This is a genomic window from Pelagicoccus enzymogenes (assembly GCF_014803405.1).
GTDB classification, from domain to species: Bacteria; Verrucomicrobiota; Verrucomicrobiia; order Opitutales; family Opitutaceae; genus Pelagicoccus; species Pelagicoccus enzymogenes.
In genome coordinates, this window is record NZ_JACYFG010000032.1 from 191,358 (window position 1) to 210,156 (window position 18,799).

Sequence of the window (18,799 nt, forward strand, 5' to 3'; positions counted from 1 at the left end):
CAACGCGTCATTTTTCGACTAGGCCGTTTCTGTGACTTTCTTCGAAACTTCCAAAACACGAAATCAGTTTACACCAATGATAAGGTTTAGCTCCACATTTTCGATTCCGGCATTAACCCTTGCCTGCTTCGCGTTGGCGGCTTGCAGCGATAAGCCCGCAAAGGTTCCTGCAGCTAATGAGAACCAAGTCGACTATTTCGCCGACGATGCATGGGGCAATCCGCTGGCGGTGGTGCAGCATCCTGCAGGCGAGCACGTCGACGGCATTACCTACCTCGCCTATCAAGGTCCCCTCGAAGATCCGTACGTGGCCTCCTACAATCACGAAACCGGTGAGTGGAAAGGACCGGTCCAAGCCGGCGTGAGCGTGATGGGAAAGGATCCGAATCGGGCCAAGAAAGTGGACAATCATGGAAAGCCGACCCTGATCGTGGACGATGCTGGCTATATTCACGTGTTTTACGGCGGACACGGAGGGACGCCGGGGGCGCACGGTGAAAACCCGCTTGGAAACCATCATTACGGAGAAAATAGGCACGCTGTGTCCAAACGCCCCTACGACATTACGGAGTGGGAGGATTTGCATACAATTCCCCCGTTTGGCACCTACAATCAAGCGGTCAAAATGGACAACGGCGACCTCTATCTCTTTTACCGGCATGGAGCGCATCGTAGCGACTGGGTGTATCACAAATCTACTGACAATGGACGCACCTTTTCGCCCGCCGTATCATTCTTAAAGCACAAGCGGCGCGACGACTTGGATGCTGTAGATAGCTGGTATGCATGGGTAGGCCGCGGGAAGGGCGACGAAATCATCGTGACCTACGATTATCATCTCTGCTGGGATATGAACGCAGGAGTAGACGGCCGCGGGCACACTACGGAACGACATGATGCTTACTATATGGTTTTCAATACTAAGACGGGCGTTTGGACAAACGTGCAGGGCGAGGAACTGCAGATGCCGATCACGCGCGAATACGCGGACGAAATGACCTTGGCCGCACGCACGGGTGACAAGTGGACCTTTAATGGTACTGTTCACCTCGATTCGGAAGGGCATCCGCATATCGCCACAAATATTGGAGAAGACCTTGGGGAAAAAACAGGCGGCCCGAAGCGGACCTCGCATTTCCGCTGGACAGGCGAGGAATGGGTTGGTGGCGAACCAGTGGCGGACATCGCTCCTGACGTCGACTCTCGGGGTGACTTTATCGTGAACTCACCGCAAGACATTCGCTTCTTGATCGCTTACAAGGAAGACGGCATCGGACAAGTCGCTTGGTGGAATAGCTTGGATGGCGGAGCGAGTTTTACCAAGGGGCGCGAAGTGCTTAGGCGCGAGAATGCAGGATGGGCGATCACTTCGATCATCCGCAATTCCACACCGGAGGCTAGGGCGATCGTTGCTGAAAAGCAACCCGGTGAGGATTGGCATCGCGTCTACCTTCTAGGGGACGATGGGCCAGTAACGCGCGCATTGAGCGAGGCTCAAAGACGCGAGAAGTAAGGTGTTTTGACAAAACAGAGATGACCCCTTGAGCGGCAGTTCAAGGGCGTGAATCGATTCGCAAGCCACAAAAGGTGGGTCGGCTTTGGGCGCTTCGCTTTGTCGGCAAGCCTCGGTACCGAAGACGACTTGGGAAAGATCAAAACTGCGAGCGTGTTCGGAGAACCCGCGCCACCTTTTCGGTTTTCTGAACGAATCCGGCTCTAGATGTTGGAGAAGCGGGCGATTGCTGTCTGGCTCACTTTGCCCTTCGCGCTTTTTTGCAGGCCCTTGATTTCCGCCTCGGCGGCTTTGACGGCTTTTTTCGTATCCAAATTTTCCACGATCAAGGACGTGCTTCTGGATTGGCCACTCGCCAAGGTGATGACGCGACCCTTTTGGCGCTCGAAGCGTCTCGGGTTCGGGTAGGCGGTGGCAGGCTCGAGTCCGGTGACGTATCCGTCTCGCTCGCCTGCCGTGTTTTTCCAGAGGGTGAAACAAGGAAAGTCCTTCAATGAAAAGCGAAGGAGGGAGGCTTGGTCGCCACCGGCGTTTTTCAGCATAGCGAGCGTCTCGCGGTTCCCGCGCTTTCCTGCCAACTCCATGAAGTAGGCCTGCTCCACGAATCCAGGCACTGCTGCGTCAAAAGTATCGAAATGATCGATACCCTCGGCCGCCCTCGGGTCGCGAGGCGCCACTTGCTTGAACGGAGCTAGGAAGCGAGCCCCTTTTTCGAGTAAGGGTTGCCCATAGTTGACGTGGTAGAGCAACTGGTGCTCGGCTGGGTTGTCGCCCATGTTGGTAACGGTGTCGTTGATAGTCAGTGTTGAGGAACCGAAACAGGTGCGAATCTCCGTATTCAAGCGAAGGGCGGGCCCGAACATCATAGTCTCGTGAACTTCACCCCGCAGAATTATCTCCTCTGCGGTAATTTCGATGCAGGCGGCGCGAGCTGGTAAATTGGCAATATTCCCGTGCAAAGGCAGGAAGGCTTCCATCTCGTTGCCATTGTTGTCCACTAGAACGTCGGCACCGGGAGCACCCATGCTGCTGAGTCCGCAGCGTACGATCCACTCGTTGAAGCCTTTCAACCACCCGAGGCCGCCGCAATCGTTGGCGTTGACCAAACTCGGGTGCACGGGGTCCTTGACGGGAGAATCCCAGCCCAAGCGGGTTTTTCCGTTTTGGCCTTTCCAAATTCCCATTCCGCGACTCAGCAATACGACGAATGAAAGCTTGCCGTTGTCGATTTCCACGACGTCGACGCCTTCCTGGGTTCCTCCGCGCAAGGTGCGAGAGCGAACCGACCATGGCTGTCTTGATGCAGTGGATACAAGCGTTTCGTCGATGCGGATCGCAGGCATCGGATCTTGGTGATCGGGGTGGAGCAAAGAGTGTCTATAGGTCATAAATTCGTTTGTGCAAATGGAGTGAAAGGGGCCTGATAGAGGCCCCTTGGTTTCGTACTACCTATCGCTCGCTTTTTCGATTTGCGCAATCATCTCCTCCTTCGTGGGAGCGGTTGCGTGGGTAACGAAGAAGGCGGTCGCTGCGTTGGCGATGACGAGGCGTTCCTTGATTGAGAGGTCTCCTAGAGACGCGCAAAGGTAGCCACCATTGAAGGTATCGCCGGCGCCGGCGGTGCGGATGACGTTTTTCTGATGGTCCTGTAGCGCGAAACCTTCCCCTTCCGCTTCGCAAGATGCGGCAGTGTAGTGGGGCGTGTGGATCACGAGTTCGTCGATTCCGATTGCTTTACGGAGTGCGGTAAGTCCCGCCGTGACCTTCTCCGGACTCTCTTCGAACTCAACCTGAAAGCGCGAGAAAAGCTCAGCTCCTTCATGCTCGTTGACGCTCATGGTCATGGGAATCTTTTCGTTCAGTCTCTTGATGATGGCCAAGCTTTCCATGAACGATTCGTTGGACTTTTTCTTGATGTCTGCGAAGTCGAAGAACATGCGGCGGGGCGCTTTTTTGCCTTCGTATTGCGAGACGAAGCCTTGCAGGAAATTGTCGAAGTCTGGAGTCAGCGACCAGTAGCCGAGGCCTAGAATGTCCACGTCGGAAAACATTTCCTGCAGTCGCTCCTCGCCGAAGAATGCGACGAAGTCCTTCCAGGTAAGATTGGCTACGGACTTGAGGGCGCTCATCAGGATTTTGCCGTCTTGGAATTCGAATACAAGCGTGACCGCTGGGTCGCCCAAGGAGATGAGATCGCAGTTTTCCTTGAACTCCTCGAAGGCCGGGTCGATTTCGTTGGCTCCGTAGAGTCCGGTCAGGATAGGTTTCAGGCCGAGAAAGGCCGCAACTCTACCGGTGTTTGGGGTAAATCCGCCGGAGCACCGACGTTTGGGGACGATTTCTAGACCAACGCCTCCGTCCGCCCTTTTGACGATGAGTTCGCCAAAGGAGCGAAGGTTATCGATCGCGGTGTATTCGGTGAGGCTTTGCCTGACGTCGACGATTTGGTAAACCTCGTCGACGAAACCGTCGCACCCGAGCAGAATCTTGCCGCTGATCGTATTAATGAAATCTACATACCTTTTCATATTCGTTCTCTTACATTTTGGGGCCCACGGAATCGTTTTCCGACGGGGACGTTAGCTGATGAGTTTCCAGGAGCTCATTGCTGAGCGCCGGTCGTCAAGCAGGCCGAACGAAAGTTGAATAAGGCGGTGCAACAATCGGAGATTGAGGGTCTTTGATAAATTGCGGGGTGAGGTTGACAGTCAGAAGTGCCGAGAGCAAGCCGTGATGCGTGAATTGGTGACAGAATTGTGTTTAATTAATATGAAATTGCCACCGACACGAAGGCGGAACCGGAAGCGGCTACGGAGTGCGCGGATGCGACGAGCTGTGAAAGAGGGGCACTGCGGTTCGCAGCAAGCTCAAAACCTACGCAGAAGGGGCGAGCGTGATGTAAGTTAAGGCCCTCACATTCATTACATTTTGTGGGAGGCGACCTCGCGTCGCGATTGGAGACCGGTTGATCGCGACGCAAGGTCGCCTCCTGAGGAAGAATAGCAGCTTAGAAAGATGCAAGGAACACAATGACAGCGCACTCGTACGTTTTGCTGGACCGTTTTTTAAATTTTTCGCTTCGTTCTTGGGTTTTGAGGGAAGGCTTAACGTGCTCGCACTTCGATTTTCTGGAATGCGAAGGAAGGGAGCTCTGTTTGTATCCATATTATGGCATTTTTTGATCCTTCGACGCTTCCGATTTGACGGGTATCCACTCTGACCATTGCAGGTCATTGAGGTGGGTGGAACGGCGTTCCCGTAGGTCGAGTTCCTGTCTTTGGCGAGGTAGTGGAGTCCGTCCGCTCGATCGACGAAGGTGATGGCGCACTGGAAGGCCCAAGGGGGATTGTCCAGCACGATCTGCTTAAGCTGTATTCCGGAATTCAATACAACATCGATCCGCCGGATGAGAGGTTCCCAGTCGTAGACAAAAGTTTCTCCGTCCCACTTGTAGCAATCGTAGTCGAGCATGCGTTCGCCTTTTTTCGACCAGCCTCCCAGCATGCGTACGCAGTTAACGTAGGAGCCCTCCATTCAAAATGCCGGCACATTGATGCTCTCGTAGGGAGGCAGGCGGTTGTGGGTGTCCCAGAAATTGTAGATTACGCCCTGCTTGTTCCCCGCCTCGGTCAAGTCGCAGGATAGGGTGACTTGCGCTTCAGCGATAGATCCTAGGCTGGCAATGACAGAGAGTAGGAAAGGTCGCAGGGCTGAGGTCATACGAAAGGGTCGATAGCGAAGGAAAGGGCCCTTTCAAGGTGAGATGCGAGCTGCGAATCATTCGCACATCTGAAAAACCAATTGCACAGCCGTTTTTAGAATCGGTGGGGGATTCGAGTTCGTTTGGTATCAAGGCTCCATGAGCCGGTGCAGCGGCGGAATTGCTCGGGCTCCTCATACTTGTATGAAACCGTAGGATTAGCGTTTTCCGCGTTTGAGCGCAGTTTGCTACTCATCGATAGCGTACCCCCACGCCGATACCCCTACACCCAAAAACCTTCCGTTGGCCGCTTGGATTTCCGAGCGCGTGACATGTATCGTCATGCCTTGGGGATGGCCTGTGCCCGGCGGAGTTAGGGGACCTAAAACCTGAAAAACTGTCTCACTATGAACAAACGTGTTTTCAGTACCGCGTGTACTGTCAGCCTCGGCCTCCTCGCGGCCAATCCTACCCTTGCTCAAGACGCCTCTTCTGCGGAAGAAGAGGTTTACGAGCTTTCTCCATTCGAGGTAGACGCCTCGCAAGACTCCGGCTATCGAGCGACGACCACGATCGCAGGCAGCCGTTTGAATACGCAACTCAAAGACGTTGCGGCATCCGTGTCCGTTTTGACGAACGAATTCCTTGATGACATCGGAGCTACCAATGTGGAAGAGGCGCTTGCTTACGTCGCAAACGCAGAGACCGGACAAACCTTCGAAGCGAGTTCCAATGCCTCTTGGGTCGACGGAGGCCAAGCGACGCAGCCTTCGCGGAATCGTGTGCGCGGTCTTACGCGGGCGGATACGACTTCCGATTTCTTCGCTACTTCCAATCCCCATATCGATTCTTACAACATCCAGCGTATTGCCGTCGTGCGCGGTCCGAACTCGATCCTTTTCGGACTGGGAAGCCCGTCAGGAATTATCAACTACGCCCGCAAGAAAGCCACCACTAACAAGGATATGGGGCAGCTTCGCGTTGCCCTCGACAATTTCGGCACGGTACGCAGCGAGATCGACTTCAACCGCGTGTTGGCGGAGGACAAGCTGGCGATTCGCTTCATGGGCGTGCTGAACGACAAGCGCTTCCAGTACGACGACGCCCACGATCGCGACAAGCGGGCGACGGTCGCGCTCACCTACAAGCCGAACGAGAGGACCGAGATCAGCTTCAACCACGAGAAGATCGAAATCGATGCCAATCGCCCCCGCTACATTCCGCCTGAGGACCATATTACGCATTGGGCCGCAGCCGGTTCGCCAACCATCGCTCCGGGCGAAAATCCATCTGGCGATATCAATGGGGTACCCGCGGCAGACTATTTCGACGAGTTGGCCCATATCGCAGCCCGGAATGGGCTCTTCTTTACCGATATGAACCAAGTCGGTCCCGACTACGCGATCAGGCTTGAAAACGTGCGGCCAGACATGAGCCGTTTTCCCACGTCGTCTCGTGTGTTCATGCGACGCAGCTCCAACCCGCAAGACGGGCTCAACTTCTATACCCCGAACCATGTCACGGACGACCGCGTCTTTCCGTTCCGGGACATCGACCTCGGCTCGCTCCCGGGCAGCTACCAGCTCCAGGAGACGGACTATACCCAGATTCTGCTGAGGCACCGTTTCAGCCAAGACTTCAACGTTGAGGTCGGTTTCCAGAAGGATGAGACCCTGCGGGAGAACAACGCAGTGATCAACCCGCGTACCTCCATGATCGCGGTGGACGTCAACGAGACGCTGACGGATGGCAGCGTCAACCCGAACTTCATGCGTCCCTTCGTGGTTGGACGCGAACAAGGTCGCCAGGACATTGACCGCAACAGCGCGTTTCGCGTGCAAGCGTCCTACGAGTTGGACCTCGACGAGAAGTTTGACAGCGGTTTCCTCGGCCGGCACCGCTTTGCGGCGCTCTACGCCAAGAGCGAGGACGAGAACTACGGCGGATCCCTCGAAAACGTGGTCGGCTCGCTGAATCACGAAGCATTCGTGGGAGAGAACGCGCTGCTGCAAAATCCGGGTCGTCGTATAGCGGCGATCTACTACGTTGGAGAAGCTCTCGCTCCGGGACAGCAGTACCCAACCTTTACCGGCTTTCCCAACAACCAGGACCTGTTTCCGAACGGAGTGCAGACAACGCTGCGCTACTATGACGACGAAGTGGACGGTTGGGTCGACTCTTCGGTTCCCATCGAGTCAGCGAGCACTCGGATAAACGGTTCTCGCGATTTGACCGAGAATGAAGGGTGGGGCGTTACCATGCAGAGCTTCTGGCTCGATGGTAAGCTAGTTACCACCTTAGGATACCGCGACGACACCATCGAGGGACAGGCGGCCGCGGCCCCTACGACCACCAATGGCGATCGCGACAACGACTTGTCCAACTGGGTCTTCTCCGGCGAGCCGGACAAGAACCAAGGCGACACTGTGACCAAGGGAGCGGTTTTCCATGCTACCGATTGGCTTTCGGTCCACTACAACGAGTCGGAAAACTTCGTGGTTTCGGGGCCTGCCGTAGACATCTTGAACCGACCTGTACCGGGTTCGAGCGGAGTCGGCGAGGACTACGGCTTTTCGCTGAACCTCCTGGAGGATAAGTTGAACCTCAAAGTGAACTGGTACGAGACCGTGCAGAAGGATTCTCGCGATGGCGGACTTGCGTTCGTCGCGGTATGGAGAATGCGCGGATTCGAGCGAGGAATCTACAGCCGCATCAATAACGGATCCTGGGAGGAGGAGCTGACTCCTGAGCAGAACACCTGGGTACGTTGGGATGGCAGCACCGAAAACCACGACCGTTTGCCTAACGTGACGGATGTTCACGACTTCCTGGCCAAGGGCGTAGAGATCGAGATGACCTACAACCCGACCAAGAACTGGCGTTTTCGCCTCGCCGGCTCAAAAGGCGAGACCATCCAAACCAATAGCGGACTGGCTACGCTCGAGTACATGGCGCTGCGCGAGCCATTCTGGGAGACCTTCTGGGACCTGCCGTGGAGCAGTTCGCGTACGGTTCGCCAGCAATTCAACGCAGCGGTGGGCGAGGCCCTCTATCCGGCCCTCGCGAACGACGGTCGGACGCGGCTGGACCTTGCCAAGTGGAACTGGAACTTCGTGACGAACTACAAGTTTACGGACGGACGGTTCAAGGGTTTCTCCGCAGGCGGCTCCGTCCGCTGGTCGGACAAGCGTTCCATCGGTTACCCATTGACCACGGATTCCGAAGGCAACCTCATCACAGACCTGCAGAACGGTTACTTCGGCCCGGAGACTTGGAACCTCGGTTTGCACGCGTCCTACGGGCGCAAGATCTTCAACGACAAGATCGATTGGAAGATCCAGTTGAACATCCAGAACCTCAACGGTGACAACGACCTGATCCCGATTCGCATCAATCCGGACGGGCAGCAAGCGGCCTTCCGCGTCAATCGCGAGAGGATCTACCGGCTTTCTAACACCTTCAGCTTCTAGCTTTCCTGCAGTGGGCACCGGGTCTTGCCGCTCGAGGCGGCAAGGCCCATCTTGCTCCAATCCATAAATATCGATAACAAAAGAGAAGCCGCGTTCGAAAATCCGTTTATGCTCCTAATCCAGATGCGATCTGAAGAAGGAGCTACGGGAGCCAAAGCGTCAGCGGACGCGACCGCCAAGCGGGTGACGGTACGCGATATCGCAGATGAACTCGGCCTCCACTTCACCACGGTTGCGGAAGCGATGCGCGACTCCTCCCGGGTCAGTCAAAAGACGCGACAGAGGGTGCATGAAACCGCCGAAAGAATGGGCTACCACGCGGACCCGATGTTAGCAGCTTTTTCAGCCTATTGCGGAAAGAATCGCCGCAGCGCCTTCCAAGGGACCTTGTCTTGGCTGAACGCCTTTCCCGACCCCGAGTTTTTCGAGAGTTGCCGCGGGTTCTACCGCGACTGCTACCTCGGGGCCAAGCGACGCGCGGAAGAATTGGGCTTTCGGCTCGAATCCTTTTGGATCGCCGAGCCGGGCATGAGCAAGCGGCGAAGCACGGAGATCCTTTTGAATCGAAACGTTGCGGGTGTGATCGTGGGCCCGCTTCCGATGGAATGGGACGGATTCGAGCTCGATTGGGAACTGTTCCGTTCCGTGCGTATCGGCAACTCCGAACTGCGTGCGCGATTGAGCACCATCAAGCCCGACCACTTCGGTAACCTGAAGTTGGTTTACGAACGTCTGCTTCGCTTGGGCTTCCAACGTATCGGCTATGCTTGCACGCAATATATGGATGACAGGTCGAACAACAACTGGTCCGGTGCCTACTGGACCATGCAGCATCGCCTGAGTCCCGGAAAGATGCTGCAGCCCTTTCTCGATCAAGACCCCACATCCTGTAAAAAGTCATTCCTCGAGTGGTATCGAAAGGAGAAACCGCAGGTCATCATGTGCGGTGGCGCTTGGCGCTATCAACGTTTCCTTAACGAAGAAGGATACGAGATTCCCAAGGATATCCAGTTGGCGAACCTTGCGGCCGACTCGCCCGACAACCGCCTCGCCGGCATCGTGCAAAACGGAAGACTCGTCGGCATGACCAGCGTGGACTACGTGAACGGCGCGATTCAGCGTTTCCGCGTCGGACTGGAGTCGCATCCGAAGGAGGTCACGCTCAGGGGGGAATGGAAGGACGGCTTCTCCTTGGATCCGTCGCTGATGAAAAGCGAGAACGGCTCGCCCCGCTCGTAGAGGGACACGAGTCCGCTGACGAAATGTATCTCTGTAGTTGTTGGTTGGATATGCTAAGGGTCCCTTCTTTGCTCCGCGTTCTGTGGTTTTCCCTGTTCGCTTTTGGGGAATCGGTTGCTTCCGGTTCCGAGCTCGTTCCGCGCAAAGTTGAGCTTGCGAATGCGGAGAGGCCTTGGGTCACGGATCTGACGGTGGCGGACGTCGACGGGGATGGGCATGTGGATGTCGTCTATTGCGAAGGGCAGGCGAACTTCGTGGGAATTTTGAGAGGAGAAGGGACGGGGCTTTTTTCGAGGCTGGACAAAGTGGAAGGCGTTGAAGGGCCCGCTCACGTGGAGGCGGTCGATATCGACAAGGATGGTGACCTGGACCTCTTGATCGCCTGCATGGGTTGGATTTTTCCCAACAACGACAAGATCGGTTCGGTGTTGGTTTTGGAGAATTTGGGCGACGGCGAATTTGCGAAACGGGTGCTGCTCGAAGGAGTGTCTCGCGTGACGGACGTACAGGCAGGGGATGTGGATGGTGATGGCCGGCTTGACTTGGCCATCGCCCAGTTCGGTTATCACGAAGGCGAAGCTCGACTGATGAGAAATCTAGGTAACTGGAATTTCTCGAGCGAGATTTTGACCAAGCAAGCAGGGGCAATTCATTCGCCGATCGCGGATATCGATGGGGACGGTGATCTAGACGTTGTGACATTGGTTTCGCAGCATTGGGAAGAAGTCCAAGTCTACGTAAATGAAGGTGGGGCGATGCAACAGAATATCATTTTCGCGTCTCCAAACGAAGACTACGGAAGCAGCGGCATTGCTATCCATGACTTGGACCAGGATGGAGATCTAGATATTCTCTACGCGAATGGTGACGGTTTTGACTACGCCATTCCCGGATCCCGCCCATGGCACGGCGTGCAGTGGCTGGAAAACTTAGGAGCAGGAAGTTTTGGATACAGAAGGATCGGCGACTTTGCTGGAGCCTACAGCCCGGTAGCACTCGATGTGGATGGAGATGGGGATTTGGATGTTGTCGCCTCGAGTTGCTTTAATGACTGGACTCAGCCTGATTCCTATTCGTTGGCTTTGTTTGAGAACGATGGTGCCCAGAACTTCAGCGCAAAACCTTTGGCTGCCACTCCTACCCATATTGTGGATGTAGAGGTTTGCGATCTGGATGGAGACGGAAGCTATGAGCTTGTCACAGGAGGTTTTCATGCGTATCCGCCTTGGGATCACGTGAGTGCGATCACCGTTTGGAAATGGGAGAACACGGGTGAAGCGTCCGAGTAAATCGCATTTAGCGTGTGTCGCGTTGGGGCTTGTTTTCTTCTCAGCCCTCGCGGTGTATTTTGCGATGTGGCTGCCGCGAGCAACTCTTAGGGATTCCTTGCTGGCAAGGTTGGAGTCGAGCGGAGCCTCGGGGCGAGTTGCCGATGAAGCGGAGCGATTGATCAGGCGCATGAATTTGTTTTCAAACCGCGACGCGTTGATTGTCGCGTTGGCTAAAACCTATCACACCAACGGATATCTGGAGGAAGCGGAAGATTTGTATTCGCTATCCAATGACAATAAGGCAAGTGCTGAGTTGCTCTACTTGCTCGCTGACGTGCGTCAGCAGAAAATGGATTTCGAGGGATATTACGCCGCGCTTTTAGAGCTCGAGAAGACAGGTGTCTCTTATCCGCCTGCGCTTCTGTCTCTTGGCGTCAGGGCGATTCGGCAAAGACGTTTTGCAGAGGCACATTTCTATTTGGAGCGAGCGCTAGCGTTGGAGCCTCAGTCGCGTCCTATCCGTGACGCACAGAGTCGACTTCTCCAGATGACAGGAAAGCCAGAGCTGGACCTCGTGGAACGAGGGAATGATTCGTTGCGAGAGAAGGTTCCGGATCCGTGGCTAGATCGAGCTTACTTGTTCAGCTTCGACCTTGGCCAACTTTTGGTGAAAGCCGATGCCTCCGCGCAGAGGGGAGATTTAGAATTGGCAGTCGAGATTCTGGATCGAGCGGTGGCGTTTGGAGAAGACGATTGGAAAGCGCATGTCATGCGAGTCAATGTATTCGCGAAACTCGGCCGCGTAAAAGATGCGGTCTCTTCCTATCAGGCCGCTATTCGTGCCGGAGCCCATGAGGGAGCAGCTTTGGGGGAATTGAGTTCGGCGCTGTTGGAGCAAGGTCAGGCTATGCGACTTCTTGAGTTGGCTGAAGCGGCGCTCGAACGCGTTCCCGATTCTGCCGATTTGCAACGGCTTAGATCTCTAGCCTTTCGCGAAATGGGAAACTTGCCACGCGCCGAGGCCAGTCTGAAGCGGGCCATGCAGCTCATGCCAGAGTCGCTGGAAATCGCTCGCGATCTGGCTGCTTTGCTCTGGGAACGGGGCAAGCGTTCCGAGGCTGCCAGTTACTTTACTCGGTTGTCGCGACAATCGCCCCTAGACGTCCAGTCGAGAACGTATTTGGCGCAGTACTACATCGAGAACGGTCAGCTGGAGCAAGCCGAGTCCTTCGTGACCGAAGCTTTGGAGATCGATTCCAGCAATGCCCGGTTAGCGGAATTAGCAAAAGGCTACTTTATCCAGTATTCCTACTTGGAAGCATCCGCCGGCGATTGGGTTGAGGTGGAGCGCTTATTGGAACTGGCAAAGGGTCTTGGGCCATTAACCCTCGATGAGCTGAAGTTGCAGGCAAGGGCGTTTCGAGGGATGGGAAAATTGGAAAAGGCGATCGCTTTGTTGCGCGAGTTAGCAGCGAATTATGGCGATAAGCCAGAGGTCTTGATGACACTTGCGGAACTCCTGGAAGAGCAGGGGCGCATCGAGGAGGCGGTTGAGCATTATCAAGCCGCCGTACTGCGCAGCGGGCAATTTTCAGCCTACGCCGCTTTGAGAAATGCGGCTCGAGCTCGTTTGGCAGCATTGTCGATGTCGAACGAATAGATTGCGATGTGGATTCGCTTGGAAGTCGCATTCTAAGGCGTCACCTCATTCTGACATCTGAAAATCCAATTTTGCAGTTTGGCCTGACGCCTTGCTGCCGCAAAGTTAAGGAGTCTTCCGTGTATGTGCAAAATTTCAAAAATACGCTCTCGTCGCTCTTGGCCTTCGCTCCGGATCGTTTTGCTGCTGGCTGGTCTGCTAACCGTTTCTGGTGTGGCAAAAGAGAAATCGAAAATGAACGTGCTGGTCTTTTTCATGGACGATCTCCGGCCGGAACTTGGTTGTTACGGCGAGACTTACATCCAGACGCCGCAGATGGACCGATTGGCCTCGGAAGGCGTGCTGTTCGAGCGTGCCTATTGTCAACAAGCGATATGCGGTCCCTCGCGCATCAGCATGTTGGCGGGAAAATATCCTGATCGACTAGGTATTCAAGATTTATGGACGCCTTTACGGAAGAGCATCCCCGATGCCATGAGCTTGCCTCGGTACTTCAAGGAAGCTGGGTACCGGACGCTCTCATTCGGCAAGGTTTACCATCATCAGGGAGACGACAAGGAATACTGGACAGAGCTGCCAGATCGTCCCGGTCAAAAGTATGCGGATCCCGAGGTGTTGGAATCGATCCGAATGCGTTCGGAAGAGGCGGATAAGCTTGGGATGTCGACCCGAGAAAAATTTTCATATACGGCCGGACCGCCCACGGAGATAGCTGAAGTTGAGGATGAAGTTTACCAGGATGGCGCCGTGGCGGAGCAGGCGATAGAAGCTTTGGGCCGATACAAGGAAGAGCCGTTTTTCATGTGCGTAGGCTTTTCTAAGCCGCACTTGCCGTTCGCCGCGCCGAAAACGTACTGGGATCTTTACGAGAGGGAGCAATTCGAGGTGCCAGAACGCACCCTTCCTGTAGACGCTCCCGACATAGCGTTTACAAACTGGGGCGAACTAAGAGCCTATCAAGGCATGCCTGGAGATGGGTTCTTGAGCGACGAGCAAACACGAGAACTTCGCCACGGTTATGCCGCCAGTGTGAGCTTCGCGGATGCTCAACTGGGAAAAGTCATGGCCGAGCTGGATCGGATTGGCCTGCGGGAAAATACCATAGTGGTCATGTGGGGAGATCATGGATACAAATTGGGAGACCATGGCCAGTGGTGCAAACACACCAATTTCGAGCTAGATACGCGGGTGCCGTTTATCGTTTCTGCCCCCGGGTTTGCCAAGGGTGAGCGATCTAGGGCCCTCGTTGAAATGATCGATATTTTTCCGACCTTAGTGGATCTGACAGGAGGAGAAGTCCCTTCTGTTCTGGACGGTCAAAGTTTAGGGCCAGTATTGCGTGATCCGAGCGCTTCGTTCCGTCCTTTTGCCATCAGCGAATACCGTCGTGGTAAAGTAATTGGCTATACCCTTCGAAACGCTCGTTGGCGCTACACGGAATGGATCAATACGGAAACGAAAAGAGTATTAGCTAAGGAGTTGTACGACCACGAGGAAACTCAGCTATCTCGTGTCAACCTTGTTGATCGAGGGGAATATGCAAAACTCGTGAGCAAACTCTCCACCCAACTCGACTCTCTAGGGCGACTCGAAGTCGTTCCTTTGCGAAAGAGGCAGTAGGCACTGCTTTATTGCGATCGAGCGACGAGGCGAGTGAACTGGCTAGCTATCGTTTGTTTCCAACGAACGCGCCCTCCTAGTCCTTGTACTTCTCGAATAGCTCAACGAATTCGTGATGGATTTGGGGGTGCTTCTGAGCGAGATCTTTGCTTTCGCTAGGATCTTCAATGATGTTGTAAAGCTCGACAGGTGAATCGAGTCCGTAGCGGACAGCTTTCCAGGGGCCACGGCGAGCTGCTTGAAAGACTTCGCCGATGATGCCGGAATTGGGGTCGCCCGCTTGCTTGCCAAACTCCCAGTAGAGGAGCCGCTCCGGCATTTCCTCTGGATCGTCCTTTAGTCGTTGGCTGATGGATACGCCGTTCACCTTGAGGCGGGGGACGACATTGATATCGACTCCTGCAAGATCGGCGAAGGTGGGGAAGACGTCGGCGAAGGCCCACGGAGTGTCGTCCACGCGCGCTTCCTTGATGGCTGCTGGCCAATGTACGATCATGGGAACGTGGATACCGCCGTCGTAGACGTCTCGCTTCATCCCTTTGTAGGGAGCAGAGGCTTGGAAATAATCCGGACTGGCTCCCCCTTCGTCGTGCGGGCCGTTGTCGGAGGAGAAGAAGATGATCGTATTCTCAGCGACGCCCTTTTCTTCGAGGGTGCGCATGATTTGTCCGATGTAATCGTCAAGGGCAGCCACCATGCCAGCGAGCGTGGCGTTGGGCTTTTCCACGGGAGCTGGATAGTAGGATCCGTACTTTTCGACTTCCTTGCCGGTAGACATCCCGAGGTAGGGCTTTTCGTCAAACTTACCGTCGTACTGCGAAACGTATTTTTCGGGAGCGGCCAGTTCGGCGTGAGGGGATGAATAGGAGAGGAAAACAAAGAAGGGGTTCTCTCGCTCTTGTTCGATGTAGTTAATCGCCTCTTTGGTGAAAAGTTCTTGGGCATAGGCTCCCTGCTTGCCCCCCTCGTTCTCCTCGAGGCGGATTTTGACACCGTCGCGCCAGAGGAAGTGAGGGTATTGGCGGTGCCCTTCTAAGATCGTATACATGCCGTACCAAGTATCGAAGCCCATGGCTAGGGGATCCGTTACGCCCATTTCCGGGCCGATGGAGTACTTGCCGAACAAGGCTGTATCGTAGCCGCCGTATTTGAGCACATGAGCGATCGTTTGGTCGTAGGCTTTGAGCTTTACGGTGTTGGAGTTGTTGTCCATCAGGCGACCGTCGCGGCCAGTGAAGAGCGACACGCGAGAGGGAGAGCAGACGGTATTCCCAGAGTAGGCGTGAGTGAAGAGCACGCCTTCAGCAGCGAGCTTATCTATGTTTGGCGTCTGGATGGGGGTGTTTCCGTAAGCTCCGATTTGGTTGAAGCCTAAGTCGTCGGTTAGGATGAAGATAATATTCGGCTTATCTGAGTGTAAGGTGCTTGCGGATACGCAAAGCGAGGCAATGAACGCGATCGCCGCGCTTGCGAGGCCTTTGCCGCTGGATCTTTTTGGGTTAGGGCTCATGTCTGGACAGCTCGATTCTGGGGTTTGGGTTTAATCTGTCTTTTTCTTCAAATGATGCAGGTAGAGGATGCTCGGAGGGAGAATGTGGTCTCGGGCTTGTCCTCGGAAAGGCGCTTGAGATTCCCAAGACAGGTAAAAGACTTCGTCCTCCGCGTCCTCGAAGGCTTGCGAGGACAGTGTCTTTAAGATCAGATCCGGACCGTAGGAGTCTTGGCCGTTTAGCAAGACCGCGTCCGAGGATGCGACCTCGGAGATCAAGGGTGGGTAGGCGTATCCAGCCTGGGTTTCGATCAGCTCTAGCGAATCCTCGTCCAGCAACAAGTCATACCATTGGTCGAGCTTTTTGACAGGGATCTTTATCTTTCCATTTGCTAATTGTTCCGGTTTACGGATACGGACGTCGAAGGAGGAAAGCGAACCCGTCCCTCCGAAGGACCAGCGAAATCCTTTCCAGTCCGTCACCTTGCGGGTAATCCAGGCTGTAGCTTCGCGACGGGAGATGTAGACCTGAGTGTTGCCGTTCTCGTCGTATTTGTGAAAAGCGATGACAGGACGGTCTTTCGAATCGAAACCGAGTTTGTTGTTGCCGTTTATGGCGCCTCCACCTGAGGGCACGGGATCGACAACGTCGCTCTTGTCGTAGGTGATGGGCAGAGAAATGGGCTTTCCGCTCGAATCTTCCCAGTTGATAAGGTCGTCGCTTCGGGCGTAGCTGATGTCGTGGTTGGTACTTGCGTCGGGAGTGTCCCGCCAAATCCAAGCCATGTGAAAACGTCCATCCGGTCCGAGGAGGGGGCCTTCCACGTAGGCGTTCATCAGCCCTTGCCCATCGATAAGGGAACCTTCGTGCATGCGGCTCCAAGCCTTTTCTTGAGGATCGTAAACGAGGTAGATTTCGCTCCCGTCTCCACTTCCGCCGCTCCGGTACTTGAGGATTAGTTGGCCATTGTCCCGCTTGAGGAAACGTGGGTAGGTGAACGCGCTTTCCAGCTTTTCGTTTTCCATGACGCGTATGCGCTCCAAGCTGCGGATGTCGTGGGCGTGACGGGTACGGAAGTACTCGAGGCGGTCGGCGTGCATATTTCCCAGCAGGTGAAGGTGTCCATCGGAGTCCAGTTCCATCGTGATATAGTTATGGCTGTCCCAAGCATACCAACTATCGACCTTGTAGTGGCGGAACGGATCCCTTTCGCCACCTCGATACATCACTGTCAGTTGGCGATTGGCGTCGTAGTAGGCGATGTATTGGTGGGATCCTCGCGTCAGAAAGTCGAAGCCCACGTAGTTGCCGGACCATACACGATCGATCGCTTGACGGTTGACGAGTTCGTAGTTGTCCGACGCTTGCAATGGGACAACGACGACCAACGCCAAGAGGAGCCCTTTGGCGGGCAGAAAGCTTAATTTCATAGGACGGGGTTTGCTTTAGCAAGGGACACAGTGGCAAAAATTTCGCCAGGAAAGCGAAACGAATCCTCAGGAATCGCTCTATACATATGAAGCGACTCGGAAAATGCCGCGCGGCCCCTGTCGGCTCTCCACCAGAGCTCGGTGAATCGGATTCGTCTGTGATTCGCTGGAAAGGCTTAAGGGATTGTCCAACGAATCGAGTTTTTCTTAAAATACAGACCGCGTGGCGCGGTGAAGCTAGGGTGCGCTGTGATCTGCAGCAAGCTGCAACCCTACTCGGAAGAGGCGAGTCGTTTCTATTATCGAGTTTCCGAGGGCTACTTGGAGGTCCAGTTGTCTTGAAAACTGGGATATAGGCTGAGTCCGCCGTCCATGAAAAGGGTTTGCCCAGTGATGTTGCGGGCTGCGTCGCTAGCGAGAAAAAGAACGCTGCGAGCCACTTCCTTTGCTTGCACGATTCGTTTCAACGGGATGTTGCGTTGCGTCTCTTTGCGTACCTTCGGATCGGAAAGCTTGGAGTTCATGTTTGTATCCACCGTACCAGGACCCACTGCGTTGACGCGGATGTTTTTGTCGGCGTACTCGAGGGCGAGGGTACGGGTCAGGTTCCTGAGTCCCCCTTTCGATACGGAATAAGGCAGAAAGCCTGGCTTGGGAACTTCCTCGTGTACGCTGCTTACGTTAACGATGGAGCCATGGGGACGCGGCTTTTTGAGGAACCGTTTCAAAGCTTCGCAGCAGCACAGGATGGGACCGGTCAAGTTGACTGCGATCTCCTTTTCCACTTGCCCGGTTTCGAGCTCGTGGGAAGGAGTCTCGCTTTGAATGCCGGCGTTGTTGACGAGAAGATCGAGGGAATCGAACCGCTTGTCGATCGCGGCGAACATCTTTTGAACCTGAGCTGGCTTGGAAACGTCGGCCTTCACCATTAAAAGGTCCGAAGAGGGGCGACCGGCTACGGTCAGCAAGGTTTCGAAATCGCGCTCGGTTTCCTCCTTCTTTTGGTCGTCGCTGCGGTAGTTCACCGCGACCTTCGCTCCTTCGGTCAAGAGAGCCTTGGCAATTTCCTTCCCGATTCCGGAAGTCGCGCCGGTCACAAGCGCTGCTTTTTCCTTCAAGTCCATAGCAATTAGAGTGGATTAGAATTTTGGTAATGCAAAGAGCGTGCCGCATATTCTGAAGGTCGCAAACAGCGCTGCGTCCCAATCGAGTGACTTCGATTTCGCTCGTCTAGCTAGTGGTTGACGCCGGTTCATCCTGCCGAGGATAGGAGGCTGTCGATTAGCTGGCGCAAGCTATGCACGCCAAGTGGTAAAGGATCGCGGAGTTCAGCAGCGACCGATGCTGTGCACACACTCGACAGGTAAGACAGGGCGCGGCGTCAGCGTGCGGAAAGCCATACCCGA

The 18,799-nt window shown here is 54.9% G+C and carries 12 protein-coding genes; 6 read left to right on the forward strand and 6 right to left on the reverse strand.

What is annotated here, in order from left to right; all coding sequences use genetic code 11:
- Positions 1 to 76 precede the first annotated feature (76 nt).
- Complete coding sequence (locus IEN85_RS11380) at positions 77 to 1,513, forward strand: BNR-4 repeat-containing protein (RefSeq protein ID WP_191617211.1); 1,437 nt, start codon at positions 77 to 79, stop codon at positions 1,511 to 1,513.
- A gap of 203 nt (positions 1,514 to 1,716) precedes the next feature.
- On the opposite strand, the gene IEN85_RS11385 is transcribed toward IEN85_RS11380, so the two are convergent.
- The 3 genes from IEN85_RS11385 to IEN85_RS11395 form a co-directional block, all read right to left on the reverse strand.
- Entirely contained in the window at positions 1,717 to 2,856 is a 1,140-nt protein-coding gene (locus IEN85_RS11385; RefSeq protein ID WP_191617212.1) for an aldose 1-epimerase family protein, read from the reverse strand.
- Positions 2,857 to 2,958: 102 nt separating this feature from the next.
- Positions 2,959 to 4,041, reverse strand: a complete 1,083-nt coding sequence (locus tag IEN85_RS11390; RefSeq protein WP_191617213.1) for a PfkB family carbohydrate kinase — start codon at positions 4,039 to 4,041, stop codon at positions 2,959 to 2,961.
- Positions 4,042 to 5,047: 1,006 nt separating this feature from the next.
- Positions 5,048 to 5,233: a hypothetical protein gene (locus tag IEN85_RS11395; RefSeq protein ID WP_191617214.1), complete on the reverse strand. Its 186-nt coding sequence runs from the start codon at positions 5,231 to 5,233 to the stop codon at positions 5,048 to 5,050.
- Between the two features lie 387 nt (positions 5,234 to 5,620).
- Between IEN85_RS11395 and IEN85_RS11400 the strand changes: the two genes are divergently transcribed.
- From IEN85_RS11400 to IEN85_RS11420, 5 genes are all read left to right on the forward strand, one after another.
- A complete protein-coding gene (locus IEN85_RS11400; protein WP_191617215.1) occupies positions 5,621 to 8,683 on the forward strand; it encodes a TonB-dependent receptor plug domain-containing protein in 3,063 nt (1,020 codons plus the stop codon).
- Positions 8,684 to 8,806: 123 nt separating this feature from the next.
- Positions 8,807 to 9,922, forward strand: coding sequence for a LacI family DNA-binding transcriptional regulator (locus IEN85_RS11405; protein WP_191617216.1), 1,116 nt, complete (start codon positions 8,807 to 8,809; stop codon positions 9,920 to 9,922).
- Positions 9,923 to 9,990: 68 nt separating this feature from the next.
- The gene (locus IEN85_RS11410; RefSeq protein ID WP_191617217.1) at positions 9,991 to 11,211 is read left to right on the forward strand and encodes an FG-GAP repeat domain-containing protein; all 1,221 of its coding nucleotides are present in this window, start codon (positions 9,991 to 9,993) and stop codon (positions 11,209 to 11,211) included.
- Between the two features lie 169 nt (positions 11,212 to 11,380).
- Positions 11,381 to 12,853, forward strand: coding sequence for a tetratricopeptide repeat protein (locus IEN85_RS11415; protein WP_191617218.1), 1,473 nt, complete (start codon positions 11,381 to 11,383; stop codon positions 12,851 to 12,853).
- 123 nt (positions 12,854 to 12,976) lie between these two features.
- Positions 12,977 to 14,473 (forward strand): sulfatase, encoded by a 1,497-nt coding sequence (locus IEN85_RS11420; protein ID WP_191617219.1) that lies wholly within the window; start codon positions 12,977 to 12,979, stop codon positions 14,471 to 14,473.
- Positions 14,474 to 14,549: 76 nt separating this feature from the next.
- Here IEN85_RS11420 and IEN85_RS11425 read toward each other — a convergent pair whose 3' ends face one another.
- From IEN85_RS11425 to IEN85_RS11435, 3 genes are all read right to left on the reverse strand, one after another.
- On the reverse strand, positions 14,550 to 15,983 hold the full coding sequence (locus IEN85_RS11425; protein WP_191617220.1) for a sulfatase-like hydrolase/transferase: 1,434 nt from the start codon (positions 15,981 to 15,983) through the stop codon (positions 14,550 to 14,552).
- Between the two features lie 30 nt (positions 15,984 to 16,013).
- The gene (locus tag IEN85_RS11430; protein ID WP_191617221.1) at positions 16,014 to 17,393 is read right to left on the reverse strand and encodes a BNR repeat-containing protein; all 1,380 of its coding nucleotides are present in this window, start codon (positions 17,391 to 17,393) and stop codon (positions 16,014 to 16,016) included.
- Positions 17,394 to 17,710: 317 nt separating this feature from the next.
- Entirely contained in the window at positions 17,711 to 18,517 is an 807-nt protein-coding gene (locus tag IEN85_RS11435; RefSeq protein ID WP_191617222.1) for an SDR family oxidoreductase, read from the reverse strand.
- Positions 18,518 to 18,799 lie beyond the last annotated feature (282 nt).

Bases quoted from the DNA above. Each gene is read 5' to 3' on its own strand.
- IEN85_RS11395 (WP_191617214.1), bottom strand. From the start codon at position 5,233: ATGACCTCAGCCCTGCGACCTTTCCTACTCTCTGTCATTGCCAGCCTA.
- IEN85_RS11415 (WP_191617218.1), top strand. From the start codon at position 11,381: ATGAATTTGTTTTCAAACCGCGACGCGTTGATTGTCGCGTTGGCTAAA.
- IEN85_RS11420 (WP_191617219.1), top strand. From the start codon at position 12,977: ATGTGCAAAATTTCAAAAATACGCTCTCGTCGCTCTTGGCCTTCGCTC.
- IEN85_RS11400 (WP_191617215.1), top strand. From the start codon at position 5,621: ATGAACAAACGTGTTTTCAGTACCGCGTGTACTGTCAGCCTCGGCCTC.
- IEN85_RS11385 (WP_191617212.1), bottom strand. From the start codon at position 2,856: ATGCCTGCGATCCGCATCGACGAAACGCTTGTATCCACTGCATCAAGA.
- IEN85_RS11430 (WP_191617221.1), bottom strand. From the start codon at position 17,393: ATGAAATTAAGCTTTCTGCCCGCCAAAGGGCTCCTCTTGGCGTTGGTC.
- IEN85_RS11405 (WP_191617216.1), top strand. From the start codon at position 8,807: ATGCGATCTGAAGAAGGAGCTACGGGAGCCAAAGCGTCAGCGGACGCG.
- IEN85_RS11425 (WP_191617220.1), bottom strand. From the start codon at position 15,983: ATGAGCCCTAACCCAAAAAGATCCAGCGGCAAAGGCCTCGCAAGCGCG.
- IEN85_RS11390 (WP_191617213.1), bottom strand. From the start codon at position 4,041: ATGAAAAGGTATGTAGATTTCATTAATACGATCAGCGGCAAGATTCTG.
- IEN85_RS11380 (WP_191617211.1), top strand. From the start codon at position 77: ATGATAAGGTTTAGCTCCACATTTTCGATTCCGGCATTAACCCTTGCC.
- IEN85_RS11435 (WP_191617222.1), bottom strand. From the start codon at position 18,517: ATGGACTTGAAGGAAAAAGCAGCGCTTGTGACCGGCGCGACTTCCGGA.